The organism is Streptococcus sp. W151 (assembly GCF_053010205.1).
This window is the reverse complement of sequence record NZ_JBRKNT010000002.1, coordinates 122,528-136,017: the sequence shown is the minus strand read 5'-3', so window position 1 is coordinate 136,017 and position 13,490 is coordinate 122,528. Positions and strand designations below refer to the sequence as shown.

Here is a 13,490-nt window from a genome sequence, read left to right as displayed (position 1 = left end):
TAAAATAAGGGTTACGAATGTTTTTGAATGGTCTGTTTTTGCTTAGAAAGTGGGCCAGTCAAAAGCGAGCAAAAGAATCAAGATCAAGGGAGAAACAATGTCCAACACCTTTGAAATTTTAATGGATCAGCTGGATATGCCGCTGGAGATGCGATCTTCCAGTGCCTTTTTGCATGCGGAGATTCAAGAAGTTGTGGTGCACAAGGTCAGTCGGGTTTGGGAGTTCCGCTTTGCCTTTGCGGAAGTCTTGCCGATTGCTTTGTTTAAGGAATTGCGCCAGCGCTTGAAGGATGAATTTTCAAAGACAGGAAACCAGGCGACCTTTACCATTCAGGTTGCTAATCAGGACTTTTCTGCTGATTTATTGCAGGACTACTACCGGGAGGTCTTTGAGGATGGACCTTGCGCGAGTCAAGGCTTTAAGGGGCTTTACCAAGATTTGCAGGTACGCGCGGAAGGGCAGGAATTGATCATCTCAGGGCCTTCTTCGGTCGATACAGAGCATTTCCGTAAGAACCATTTGCCCAATCTTGCCAAGCAGTTGGAAGCCTTTGGTTTTCCGCATTTCACCTGTCGAGTGGAGTCTGATGAAGAGTTGACAGAGCAAGAAGTGGCGCGCTTTGAGCAGGAAAATGAAAAGATCTTCCAAGCAGCCAATGAAGAGACCTTGCGGGCCATGGAATCCTTGGCCCAGATGGCTCCGCCACCAGCGGTTGACGAAAAGCCGGCCTTTGATTTCAAGGCTAAGAAAGCGGCAGCTAAACCCAAGCTAGACAAGGCCGAGATCACTCCGATGATCGAGATCACAACGGAAGAGAACCGGATTGTCTTTGAAGGTATGGTCTTTGACGTGGAGCACAAGGTGACGCGGACCGGTCGGGTCTTGATCAGCTTTAAGATGACCGACTATACCTCGAGTTTTTCCCTTCAGAAATGGGTCAAAAATGAGGAAGAAGCCCAGAAGTTTGACATGATCAAGAAGAACAGCTGGCTCCGGGTGCGGGGAAATATCGAAATGAACAATTTCACGCGTGACTTAACTATGAATGTCCAAGACATCCAGGAAGTCGTGCATTATACCCGCAAGGACCTGATGCCAGAAGGTGAGCGCCGGGTGGAATTCCACGCCCATACCAATATGTCGACTATGGATGCCCTGCCGGAAGTCGAAGAGCTGGTTGCCAAGGCAGCGGAGTGGGGCCACAAGGCGGTGGCCATCACCGACCATGGCAATGTGCAGAGCTTCCCACATGGCTTTAAAGCAGCCAAGAAAGCTGGGATCCAGCTGATCTATGGGATGGAAGCCAATATCGTAGAAGACAAGGTGCCCATCACCTATAACGAGGTGGATCTAGACCTCAATGAAGCGACTTATGTGGTCTTTGACGTGGAAACGACGGGACTTTCAGCCATCTACAATGACTTGATCCAGGTCGCTGCTTCTAAGATGTACAAGGGCAATGTCATTGAGGAGTTTGACGAATTTATCGATCCGGGACATCCTCTGTCGGCCTTTACGACCCAATTGACAGGGATCACCAACGAGCACGTCCGGGGGGCTAAACCTTTGGTGCAGGTCTTGAAGGAGTTTCAGGCCTTCTGTGAGGGGACGGTGCTCGTTGCCCACAATGCCACCTTTGACGTAGGATTCATGAATGCTAACTATGAGCGTCATGGCTTACCAAAGATTACCCAGCCAGTCATCGATACCCTGGAATTTGCCCGTAACCTCTACCCAGATTTTAAACGGCATGGCTTGGGACCTTTGACCAAGCGGTTTGGAGTGGGCTTGGAGCACCACCACATGGCCAATTACGATGCGGAAGCGACGGGGCGCCTGCTCTTTATCTTCATCAAAGATGTCGCTGAAAAGCATGGGGTGACCAATCTCAAGGATCTGAATATCGATTTGATCGATGAGAATTCTTATAAGAAGGCCCGGGTCAAGCATGCGACTCTCTATGTCAAGAATCAGACCGGCCTTAAGAACATGTTTAAACTGGTCTCGCTTTCTGGGACCAAGTATTTCGAAGGAGTCCCACGGATTCCCAAGACCGTGCTGGATGCCCACCGCGAGGGCTTGATCCTTGGATCGGCCTGCTCAGAAGGGGAAGTCTTTGATGCGGTCATGTCGCAAGGTGTGGATGCGGCGATCGAAGTGGCTAAGTACTACGACTTTATCGAGGTTATGCCACCAGCTATCTATGCACCTCTCATTGCCAAGGAGCAGGTCAAGGACATGGAGGAGCTCCAGACCATTATCAAGAGCTTGATCGAAGTGGGAGATCGTCTTGGCAAGCCTGTTCTTGCGACAGGGAATGTCCACTATCTGGAGCCGGAAGATGAGATCTATCGGGAGATCATTGTCCGCAGTCTCGGCCAGGGTGCCATGATCAACCGGACCATCGGGCACGGAGAAGATGCCCAGCCAGCGCCACTTCCTAAAGCGCATTTCAGAACCACCAATGAAATGCTGGATGAATTCGCCTTTTTGGGAGAAGACTTGGCGCGCAAGATTGTTATTGAAAATACTAATGCGCTGGCAGAGACCTTTGAGCCGGTCGAAGTGGTCAAGGGCGACCTCTATACGCCATTTATCGACAAGGCCGAAGAGACGGTTGCGGAATTGACCTATCAGCGAGCCTTTGAGATCTATGGTAATCCGCTCCCTGATATTGTCGATCTGCGGATTGAAAAGGAATTGACCTCTATTTTGGGGAATGGCTTTGCTGTGATTTATCTGGCCTCGCAAATGCTGGTGCACCGTTCCAATGAGCGGGGCTACCTGGTTGGATCGCGTGGATCCGTTGGATCCAGCTTTGTCGCGACCATGATTGGGATCACCGAGGTTAATCCGCTCTCGCCTCACTATGTCTGTAGCCAATGCCAATACAGTGAGTTCATCACAGATGGTTCTTATGGATCAGGCTTTGATATGCCCAATAAGGACTGTCCAAACTGTGGACACCAACTCAGCAAAAACGGCCAAGACATTCCCTTTGAAACCTTCCTTGGTTTTGATGGGGACAAGGTACCCGATATCGATTTGAACTTCTCTGGGGAAGACCAGCCGAGCGCCCACTTGGATGTTCGTGATATATTTGGGGAAGAATATGCCTTTAGGGCAGGAACGGTAGGTACGGTCGCAGCTAAGACCGCCTATGGTTTTGTCAAAGGCTATGAGCGTGATTTTGGCAAGTACTACCGAGATGCCGAGGTCGAACGCTTAGCTCTTGGTGCCGCTGGGGTCAAACGGACGACCGGTCAGCACCCAGGGGGAATCGTTGTTATTCCAAACTATATGGATGTCTATGATTTTACGCCGGTCCAGTATCCGGCAGATGATGTGACAGCTGAATGGCAGACCACTCACTTTAACTTCCACGATATCGATGAGAACGTCCTCAAGCTCGATGTCCTGGGACACGATGATCCGACCATGATTCGCAAGCTCCAGGACTTGTCAGGCATTGATCCAAATGATATCCCTATGGATGATCCAGGTGTCATGGCCCTCTTTTCTGGGACCGATATCCTAGGGGTCACACCGGAGCAAATCGGGACTTCAACTGGTATGCTGGGAATCCCAGAGTTTGGGACCAACTTCGTTCGGGGCATGGTCGATGAGACCCATCCGACGACTTTTGCGGAGCTCTTGCAGCTCTCTGGTCTGTCTCATGGTACCGACGTGTGGTTGGGAAATGCCCAAGACTTGATCAAGGCAGGCATTGCCGACCTATCGACCGTTATCGGCTGTCGGGACGACATCATGGTTTACCTCATGCACGCAGGGCTCGAGCCTAAGACGGCCTTTACCATCATGGAGCGCGTGCGGAAAGGCATGTGGCTCAAGATCTCAGAAGAAGAGCGCAATGGCTACATCCAAGCCATGAAGGAAAACAATGTTCCTGAGTGGTACATCGAGTCCTGTGGGAAGATCAAGTACATGTTCCCCAAAGCCCATGCGGCGGCCTATGTTATGATGGCCCTTCGTGTGGCCTACTTTAAGGTGCATCATCCTCTCTATTATTACTGTGCCTACTTCTCGATTCGGGCCAAAGCCTTTGACATCAAGACCATGGGTGCAGGCCTTGAGGCCGTGAAAGCTCGGATGAAGGAGATTGCTGAGAAACGCAAGAACAACGAAGCTTCCAATGTGGAGATCGACCTCTACACTACCCTTGAGATTGTCAATGAGATGTGGGAGCGGGGCTTCAAGTTTGGCAAGCTAGACCTCTATCGCAGTCAGGCGACAGAATTCTTGATTGATGGGGACACACTTATCCCGCCATTTGTCGCGATGGATGGTCTGGGAGAGAACGTTGCCAAGCAAATCGTGCGGGCGCGTGAAGAAGGAGAATTCCTCTCTAAGACCGAGCTCCGTAAGCGCGGTGGTGTCTCATCCACCCTGGTTGAAAAGATGGATGAGATGGGCATTCTTGGCAATATGCCAGAGGATAACCAGCTCAGCCTCTTTGATGATTTGTTCTAGAAACAAAGGAATGGAACATGAAGGTTGACATTTTTGCAGAAGACAAACCTACTGAAAAAATCTTTGTCTACAAGCTAGAAGTGGCAGACCATGTGTTGCTCCTTTCCACCGCCATGCTCTCGGGAGCAATTGCTCTAGCCGGCTTATTTTCAGCCTTGAAAGATTAGATGATAGCCTCTATTTTCTTTTTGAAAATAGAGGTTTTTAAGTCCGTTCAGACCGGATAAGTGTTTTCTTTGGATCTGGATTGTGTTACAATTTTTAGTGACAAGTGTTTGTAAACAGGAAACAGAAAAACAATGGATGTTCTTCCAAAAAAATGAAATAGAGGAGAAGCGCGTGGCAAGATATTTAGTAGGTCCTTACAACAATAGTTGGAACTTTATGGATGCGGTTGAAAAAGCGCAGGATGGAGATACCATCGAGTTTGAAAATGGGTATGTCTTTCAATGGCCGACAAATAAAGTGATCGAGATCGACAAGAACCTTCATTTTGTGGGGCATGTGGTCCCAAATCCAAATGGCAATGGGCGCATGTTTAACAACATCATTGAGGCCTCCTTCCGATTTGTAGAAGGAGTTCAGGTGACGTTTGAAGACTTGTGGTTTAAAGTTGGTGGAAATTATACTACTTTGATCTTATGGAATGGCTCAGACATCACTTGTAAGCAGGTCTATTTTGAAGCAACCACTCCAACAAATAATGAATTTTTTATCTATATGGATACGCATTCGAAAATGACTCTGGAAGGAGTCGGAATGAAGGTTCCGGAAAAACACCAGAGTGCCATCGGAATGTCTGCTTCGGAATTGTCCATTCGCAATTCAACGATTTTTTCTAAGATTGATCTGTCAGAAGGATCTAAATTGACCTTAGAAAATGTCCATATTGAAAAATTTGGGAATAATACGATCCATGCCAAGGACTCAGAAGTGATCGCAAAAAATTCAACGATTACAGGCGGGGATCTGGAAAAGGACTTTCCACCAGTTTGGTTGAGAAATGTCATTTGGGAGTCTGAAAACTGTAAAATTGAATTGCCTACAGGGACTGGAGTCTGTCTTGACAACAATGTTCAATTCAATTCGGATTCGGATCGTATCACCTCCATCAATTCATTCAATAGTATGATCCGAGCTCACCAGGCTACATTTTCAGAATTTTTATGCGTCTATGAAGAATCCTTTGCTTCCCTGACTGGGGAAACGACCTTCTTGAATGAGAATGCCCAAACCATTTCATTTGGAGTTTTCGATGATAGTGTGCTGATGGCTGAGCATATGATTTGTCATAAGATTGCGGATCCTAATATCCGGCTTCAAAGTGGAGCCTTTGTGAAGGCAGGTAGCATGACCTATAGGCAGGGTGATGCGCGTGATCTGACCAAGGAAATCGAGGATGACTGTGACTATCTTGTTGGTAGAGAAGTGGCTAAGGGCAATGCGCAAGTCGTTCCTACGGGACAGGCGACGGAAGCAACGGTGGCATCAACTACAGCAAGGGACTCTGGGCCAGAGAAGAAACAAGATGCTCTTCAGGAACTCAATAGCCTGATCGGTCTTGAAAAAGTCAAACATGAGATCAAGAAAATGATCAACATGGTGGAATTTAACAAGAAACGAATCGCCAGTGGCAAGGCTCCTGAAAAGCAAACCTTGCATGCTGCTTTTATGGGAAATCCTGGAACAGGGAAAACCACGGTGGCTCGTCTGTTGGGACAAGTGCTCTTTGATGCGGGTGTTCTCTCAGGAGAAGAATTCCGTTTCGTGGAAGCAACGGAGTCCGATCTGATCTCTTCGAATATTGGAGGAACAGCTGAACAGACCCAAGCCCTGCTTGAAAAAGCGCGAGGAGGCATCCTCTTTATTGATGAAGCCTATAGTTTGGATAAAAAAGATAGCGGTGCGGATTTTGGGATTGAGGCGATCAATACCATCCTCAAGTTTATGGAGGACAATCGCGATGACATTATGATTATCTTTGCCGGTTATACCAAGGAAATGGAGGAGTTCTTAAAGACCAATCCAGGCCTTCGTTCTCGGGTGCCAAATAATTTCATCTTTGAAGATTTCACAGGAGATGAGATTGTCCAACTGGGCGAAATGATCCTAAGCAAAGGAGACTACAAGCTCGAAGACCGAGATTACTATGCGCGTCATGTCAAACGGGCCTATGATGGCTCGCTGGATAAGAGCAATGGCCGCTGGATCCGTAACCTGGATGAGCAATTGACCAAGACCATGGCAGATCGGGTGGTGGCCCAAGGTTCTGACGATATTGAGACCATCCTCAATAGCGATATCGACGCTGTCCTTAACCAAGGCAAGTATCAAGCCGGAGCCGACAAGGAAGAAGATGGAATGGCTGCCCTCAACCGTTTGGTTGGAATTGCCAAGGTGAAAGAGCAAGTGGAACAGTTCGTAGCCATGGCTGAGTTCAACCAAAAACGGGCTGAACAAGGTGGCATCGTCGAAGACACGACCTTGCATTCCCTCTTTCTTGGAAATCCTGGTACAGGGAAAACGACTGTTGCCCGCATTTTAGGCAATATCCTCTTCCAAAAAGGGGTGATCAATCAGAAGAAATTCATCGAAGTATCGCGGAGCAATCTGGTTGGAGGCTACCAAGGTCAAACAGCTTTGAAGACGCGCGAAGTTTTAGAGAGTGCGCTGGGTGGAGTCCTCTTTATTGATGAGGCCTACACGCTCTTTACCGGTGTAAATGATGATTTTGGGAAGGAAGCTTTGGATGAAGTCCTCAAATTTATGGAGGACCACCGTCGCGATATCGTCATTATCTTTGCTGGCTATACCAGAGAGATGCATGACTTCTTGCAGGTCAATTCAGGACTGCAAAGCCGGATCCCGACTACCTTTGACTTTGAAGACTACAGCCCAGATGAGATTGTCGAGATCGGTCTGTTAGGATTGCGTAAGCAAGGTTACCAAGTCAATGAAGCCCTTTACGGAGAGATTGTGAAAGAAAATTATATGCGGGCCAATGACCATAGTAATGGTCGCTGGGTTCGTAATCTCAATGAAAAACTCTTGCGCCAAGTATCGACTCGGGTAACCCGTGAAGGTAGTACGGATTACAATTCAATTTTGGATCAAGATTTGGAAGCCTTGAGGGAGAATGGCAATACTGAACATCCCCATACGGTAGATGATCAAGGCTATGTTCTTCCTTAGGCTAGAAGGAACAAGAAAAAGGATTCTGCAGGAGCGGAATCCTTTCAGTTGAAGACAAAGTCTTCTTAGAAACTTTCCTTAGGTGAGTACGGACGTCAGCGAACTTCTACGAAGTTCCATGACTAATTATTGAGCCTAAAGTCTCAATAATTCCGAGTGCCTGAAACTTAATAGTTTCAGGCACTTTTCTCACAGCGGAAAGTTTCGGTATTTTTTGATTCGTTCTAAAAAGAACTCATTTTTATTTCTTTTCAGAATCACTTAACCTATCTTATATTAAAAAAGGTTGTTTATGTTCTAAAAGAATTCTACATGGACTTGTGGTATACTAGGAAGAGATCATTCACTTATGAAGGAGAAAAAATGGTTTTACCAAATTTTAAAGAAAACCTCGAAAAATACGCTAAATTGTTGGTGGCGAACGGCATCAACGTGCAACCTGGCCATACCTTGGCTTTGAACATCGATGTGGAACAAAGAGAATTGGCCCACTTGATTGTGAAGGAAGCCTATGCCTTGGGGGCGCACGAAGTGATTGTCCAGTGGGCAGATGATTTTATGACCCGGGAGAAATTCCTCCATGCACCGATGGATCGCTTGGACAACGTGCCTGACTATAAGATTGCAGAGATGAACTACCTCTTGGAACACAAGGCCAGTCGTCTTGGTGTCCGTTCTTCTGATCCAGGTGCCTTGAACGGCGTTGATGCAGAGAAATTGTCTGCTTCTGCCAAGGCTTTGGGCATGGCCATGAAACCAATGCGCATCGCTACTCAATCCAACAAGGTCAGCTGGACAGTTGCTGCAGCAGCTGGTTTAGAGTGGGCGAAAAAGGTCTTCCCAAATGCGGCGAGCGATGAAGAAGCAGTGGATCTCCTGTGGGATCAAATCTTCAAGACCTGCCGGGTTTACGAAGAAGATCCAGTCAAGGCTTGGGAAGAGCATGCTGCTATTTTGAAGAGCAAGGCAGATACACTGAATAAAGAACAATTCTCAGCCCTTCATTACTCAGCACCAGGAACCGATTTGACTCTTGGCTTGCCGAAAAACCACGTCTGGGAATCTGCCGGAGCCATCAATGCCCAAGGCGAAAACTTCTTGCCAAACATGCCGACAGAAGAGGTCTTCACAGCTCCTGACTTCCGTCGTGCAGAAGGTTATGTCACTTCCACAAAACCGCTTAGCTACAATGGGAACATCATTGAAGGCATCAAAGTGACCTTTGAAAATGGAGAAATTGTGGATATCACAGCTGAAAAGGGCGATCAAGTCATGAAAGATTTGGTCTTCAAAAACAAGGGAGCGCGTGCCTTGGGGGAATGTGCCCTCGTACCAGACCCAAGCCCAATTTCCCAATCAGGCATCACCTTCTTTAATACCCTCTTTGATGAAAATGCTTCTAACCACTTGGCCATCGGGGCAGCCTATGCCACCAGCGTAGAAGGGGGCGCAGAATTCACAGAAGAAGAACTCGAAGCAGCCGGCCTCAACCGCTCAGACGTCCACGTCGATTTCATGATCGGCTCAAGCCAAATGGATATCGACGGCATCCGAGAAGACGGCACCCGCGTCCCAGTCTTCCGCAATGGAGATTGGGCAATATAGGGAGCAAAACAGAAATCAGTAACTCGAAGAGTTTGATTTCTACCTCGCTTTTTGGATTTAAGGCTCGGGCAAAAAAGGTCCACCGGACCTTTTTAGTCCCCCCGCACAGTTAATTAGGAAGTACGAGTACCGCAGGTAGGAGTAATTCCAATCAACCACTGCGCCAAGAGACAGAAATCGGTAGACGCAGTCTCATAAATAAAAATAAGCGATGTAGTAGTGAACCATCACTACTACATCGCTTATTTTTTTGTCAGTTACGTCCTTTGTATCTTATTCTAAAATCAAAAGGCCTTCTTTGATTTCAAATGGGTTGTTTGGATTGATGCGGTCATAGAACATGATGCCGTTGGTGTGGTCGATTTCATGTTGAACGACGATAGAGTTGTAGCCTTTGAGTTTGATGCGTTTCTTTTCACCGTCTTTTGTGAAATACTCCACCGTCACGCGGGCATGGCGGACCACATAGCCTGGGACATTGCGGTCTACAGAGAGACAGCCTTCCCCGTCGCCAAGCGCCGCATCTTGAACGGAATGGGCGACAACCTTTGGATTGTACATGACTTCTTGAAGACTATAGGCTTCTTTTGGTGGGTTGCCATCGGCATCTTCTGGATTGGGCACCAAAACAGCGATAATGCGTTTCGAGATATCCAGCTGAGGGGCAGCGAGCCCAACTCCTCCACGGAGGCCAAGTTTTTCAGCCATAACAGGGTCTTGAGAATGGTGCAAGAATTGCATCATTTTTTCACCCAGGATAATTTCCTGATCAGACAAAGGGAAGGTCACATCTTCCGCAACAGCTCGAAGTGTTGGATTTCCTTCGCGGATGATGTCATCCATATCAATCAAATGGGATGCTCTTGTAACTTTTTCAATTGCTTTCATCGTTTTACTCTCACTTTCTTTCTAACCTCCATGATAACACAAAAGAGCCTAAAATTAAAGTTATCTGTCGGCGGTTTCCGCATGTTTGATGGACAAGTCGCCCATTCTTTTTCGGTCTAAAATCGTATAGATTCGCCCTTCTCTTTGGATCAACCCCTCGTCAATCATCTGCTTGATCACGCGGCTAAGGTGGCGGTAGCTGATCCCAAAACGCAGGGCTAGTTGATTCATCTTGGGCTTGAGGGTCCCGTTTTCATCACCATGTTCCAAAAAATGCGTAGCAAGGCGCTCCTTGACCGAATAATGAAAGTTGGCAGGAGCCAAATAGTTGATCTGGTGTAATTTCTCAGCCAAGGTCTTGGCAGTAGAACGCAAAAAGGTCGGGTCCAGCAGTAGGCGGTCCTTGAAATGCCGAGCAGAGAGCTGAACGACTAGTGAGTCTTGGTCTGCAATGACCGATGTGATACAGACCCGATCGAGCAGGAGCTCAATCTCTCCTAACAGTCCAGGTTTTTCTTGGATTTCAAGGATGGTGTCGCTACCATTTTCAAGACTGTGGACGATCTTGAGCCGGCCTTTGAGAAAATAAGGAATGACATCTTGGTCAGAACCCTGGCGGCAGATATACTCTCCAGCCTGATAGAGAACGAGGTCCAGCTGACTAAGACAGTCACCTGGAAAGATCTGATCCAATTGGTAGTCAGTGATGATCTCCATGAGTTTCGTAGATGGGGAAATTTTTTTCATCTCAATCTCCTAAAATAGGACAAATGTCCTATTTTTCTCTTTCTAAATTGATTATACTAGGATTCTATTGAAAATTCTAGTTTGAATCTTTTCTAAAAAAACTAGTAAAGTCAAATGTTACCAGTAAAGTGTAGGAAATAAAAAAATGAAAAAAACAATGGAAAGAATCAGTCTCTTGAGCTTGTCGCTCATGCTGATCTCATCATTTTCAATTACAGCCGGTTTGCCAGCTATGAAGGCCTATTTTAGCCAATTCGGATATTCAGCAGGCCAGGTGGAACTCTTGGTTTCCTTGCCGGCCTTTGCGGTTGTGGTCATGCTCTTTTTAAATAGCCTGATCGAGCGGTGGATGAGTGAGCGCCAGATGATTGTCGCAGGGCTCTTGCTCTTTTCAACTAGCGGCCTTGTGCCTTTGGTCGTGCAGGACTATCCTCTCATCTTTCTGAGTCGTTTTCTCTTTGGTTTGGGGACAGGAATGATCAATGCCAAGGCTATTTCGATTATCAGTGAACGCTACTCAGGCAATGACAAGACTCGGATGCTGGGCTATCGGGGGTCTGCTGAAGTGGTGGGCTCTGCCATCTTGACTTTTATTGTTGGACAACTCTTACCCCTAGGCTGGCCAGCGATCTTTGCTGTATATGGAGGTGGTTACTTGATTTTACTCCTCTATATCCTTTTTGTCCCCTATCCTAAGGGGAAAAAACAGGCTAGCTTGAAGGAGAAAAAGAAATGTTCCGCACGTCTTCGCTCCCCTCAATGGCGTTTTAGTCTGATGCTAGCCGTGATTGCTGGTATCATCATTTGTTTCAATTCCATCATTAGCCTGCGCGTGCCGGATATCATTGTTGACGCTCGTATGGGAACGGCGACAACAGCTGGAACAGTCCTAAGTCTGATGCAATTGACAGGGATTGTAGCGGGAGTGGGATTTGCTAGTTTGACACATGTTTTCAAAAAGAACTTGCTCATGATCATGTGCTTTGGTTTCGGTCTAGCGTTAGCCTTGATTGGCTTGTCTGGACAGCTGTGGAGCCTGGTTCTAGGAACCCTCTTGGCAGGATTTACCTACAGTACGGGAGTAACCAGTATCTTCTATCACTTATCTGAAAAAATTCCGACTAATCTTCTGAATCTTGCGACCTCGCTTGTCTTGATTGGCTGCAATCTTGGATCAGCCGTCTCTTCTTTCTTCATCCAGTTGGTGACGCCACTAGCTCCTTCCAATCATCTGCTCTTTGTCTTGATTAGTACTTTGATGCTCCTAACAGGAGTCTTCGCCTCACAATTACTAGCACGAACGAAATGATTGAGAAATCATTTCGTTTTTTTAATTCAATCTATTGCGTCCTGTCACTAGCTCGTGTTATTATAGGAGGAGTGTGAAAAAAAGATTAGTTTAAAGGAAAAAATAATGAAAAGAATCATGGAGAAAGTGAGTATTCTCGCGCTTTCATTTATTTTGACGACCTCGTTTTCGATTTCGAGTGCGCAGTCGGCCATGTTTACCTATTACAAGGGAATTCCTCACAGCATGATTGAGCTCTTGGTCTCGCTTCCTTCTGCAGGGATCATGGTTTCACTCATCTTCAATAAATGGATTGGGCGACTATTTTCAGAGCGTCAGATGATTGTGATAGGCCTAGTCGCTTACGCTCTATGTGGCTTTATTCCCTTAATCAGTCCAGCCTATCCGGTTGTCTTTTTGTCTCGGATTATTTTCGGGATGGCGGTTGGCTTGCTCAATGTTTCTGCCATTGCCATTATCAGTGAGCGCTATAAAGGAAAAGAACGTGTCCAAACACTTGGGATTCGGGGTTCTGCAGAGGTTGTTGGGACAGCTGTTTTGACCTTTGGAGTGAGTCTCTTGATTCGCTTTGGCTGGCAGGCTGCCTTTCTCGTCTACGGTATCAGTATTCCAATCTTACTTTTGTATCTCTTATTTGTGCCATATGGATCTACGACGGAAGCAGTGGAGGAAAAACACCGGGATGTCAAGATGACGGGGGAACAATGGCGGACAGCGCTCGGCTTAGCAGTCGTTGCGGCGTCGATCGTTTTGTCCAATGTCATGATCACCGTTCGGATTCCAAGTGTGGTCGAGCAAGTAGGGCATGGTACTGCCCAAACTGCTGGGCTTATTTTAGCAGCCATGCAATTTGTTGGGATCTTGGCAGGTTTGGCCTTCTCGCCCTTGACCCAGCTCTTCCGCGATCGTTTATTATTGGTTTCGGGTGTAGCTTTTGGTGTGGGCCAACTGTTGATCGGCGTCTCTCCAAATATCTTGATTCTTGCCCTTGTAACCATCGCTTCTGGCTTCGCCTACAGTGTAGCTCTTACAACAGTTTACAATGTCTTATCAGATAAGATGCCAGCAGGGGTCTTGAGCCAGGCAACGTCCATGGCGGTTTTGGGATGTAGTACAGGTTCGATCGCAACGACCTTTGTCCTTAGTCTATTAGGGACTATCTCATCTGCTCCAGCCTTCATTTTTGGATTTTCTGGTATCCTCATGATCCTGATTTCCTTTTTTGGCCTTTGGATTGTGCGAAAGAGCGGGAAGTAA

8 protein-coding genes are annotated in these 13,490 nt (G+C 47.0%); 6 read left to right on the top strand and 2 right to left on the bottom strand.

The annotated features are described in order from the left end of the window. Positions 1-97 precede the first annotated feature (97 nt). The 4 genes from ACVC7Q_RS05420 (at position 98) to ACVC7Q_RS05405 (ending at position 9,289) form a co-directional block, all read left to right on the top strand. Positions 98-4,492 carry a PolC-type DNA polymerase III gene (locus tag ACVC7Q_RS05420; RefSeq protein WP_447265116.1) on the top strand — a complete coding sequence of 1,465 codons (4,395 nt, stop codon included), beginning with the start codon at positions 98-100 and terminating at the stop codon, positions 4,490-4,492. 17 nt (positions 4,493-4,509) lie between these two features. Then, positions 4,510-4,659, top strand: a complete 150-nt coding sequence (locus tag ACVC7Q_RS05415; RefSeq protein ID WP_447265115.1) for a hypothetical protein — start codon at positions 4,510-4,512, stop codon at positions 4,657-4,659. A gap of 172 nt (positions 4,660-4,831) precedes the next feature. Then, complete coding sequence (locus ACVC7Q_RS05410; RefSeq protein WP_447265114.1) at positions 4,832-7,684, top strand: AAA family ATPase; 2,853 nt, start codon at positions 4,832-4,834, stop codon at positions 7,682-7,684. A 363-nt stretch (positions 7,685-8,047) separates the two neighbouring features. After that, entirely contained in the window at positions 8,048-9,289 is a 1,242-nt protein-coding gene (locus tag ACVC7Q_RS05405) for an aminopeptidase (protein ID WP_447265113.1), read from the top strand. A 273-nt stretch (positions 9,290-9,562) separates the two neighbouring features. Here the strand turns inward: ACVC7Q_RS05405 and def are convergent, their stop codons facing one another. Both def and ACVC7Q_RS05395 read right to left on the bottom strand, forming a co-directional pair. Beyond that, on the bottom strand, positions 9,563-10,177 hold the full coding sequence (def, locus tag ACVC7Q_RS05400) for a peptide deformylase (RefSeq protein WP_003004253.1): 615 nt from the start codon (positions 10,175-10,177) through the stop codon (positions 9,563-9,565). 60 nt (positions 10,178-10,237) lie between these two features. After that, positions 10,238-10,924, bottom strand: coding sequence for a cyclic nucleotide-binding domain-containing protein (locus ACVC7Q_RS05395; protein WP_447265112.1), 687 nt, complete (start codon positions 10,922-10,924; stop codon positions 10,238-10,240). Positions 10,925-11,069: 145 nt separating this feature from the next. On the opposite strand from ACVC7Q_RS05395, the gene ACVC7Q_RS05390 reads away from it, so the two are divergent. Next, positions 11,070-12,233: an MFS transporter gene (locus ACVC7Q_RS05390; RefSeq protein ID WP_447265111.1), complete on the top strand. Its 1,164-nt coding sequence runs from the start codon at positions 11,070-11,072 to the stop codon at positions 12,231-12,233. Between the two features lie 105 nt (positions 12,234-12,338). Beyond that, on the top strand, positions 12,339-13,490 hold the full coding sequence (locus ACVC7Q_RS05385) for an MFS transporter (protein ID WP_447265110.1): 1,152 nt from the start codon (positions 12,339-12,341) through the stop codon (positions 13,488-13,490).

What these genes read in the sequence shown, in the direction of transcription:
- def (WP_003004253.1), bottom strand. Translation starts at nt 10,177, where the DNA reads ATGAAAGCAATTGAAAAAGTTACAAGAGCATCCCATTTGATTGATATG.
- ACVC7Q_RS05385 (WP_447265110.1), top strand. Translation starts at nt 12,339, where the DNA reads ATGAAAAGAATCATGGAGAAAGTGAGTATTCTCGCGCTTTCATTTATT.
- ACVC7Q_RS05395 (WP_447265112.1), bottom strand. Translation starts at nt 10,924, where the DNA reads ATGAAAAAAATTTCCCCATCTACGAAACTCATGGAGATCATCACTGAC.
- ACVC7Q_RS05415 (WP_447265115.1), top strand. Translation starts at nt 4,510, where the DNA reads ATGAAGGTTGACATTTTTGCAGAAGACAAACCTACTGAAAAAATCTTT.
- ACVC7Q_RS05390 (WP_447265111.1), top strand. Translation starts at nt 11,070, where the DNA reads ATGAAAAAAACAATGGAAAGAATCAGTCTCTTGAGCTTGTCGCTCATG.
- ACVC7Q_RS05420 (WP_447265116.1), top strand. Translation starts at nt 98, where the DNA reads ATGTCCAACACCTTTGAAATTTTAATGGATCAGCTGGATATGCCGCTG.
- ACVC7Q_RS05405 (WP_447265113.1), top strand. Translation starts at nt 8,048, where the DNA reads ATGGTTTTACCAAATTTTAAAGAAAACCTCGAAAAATACGCTAAATTG.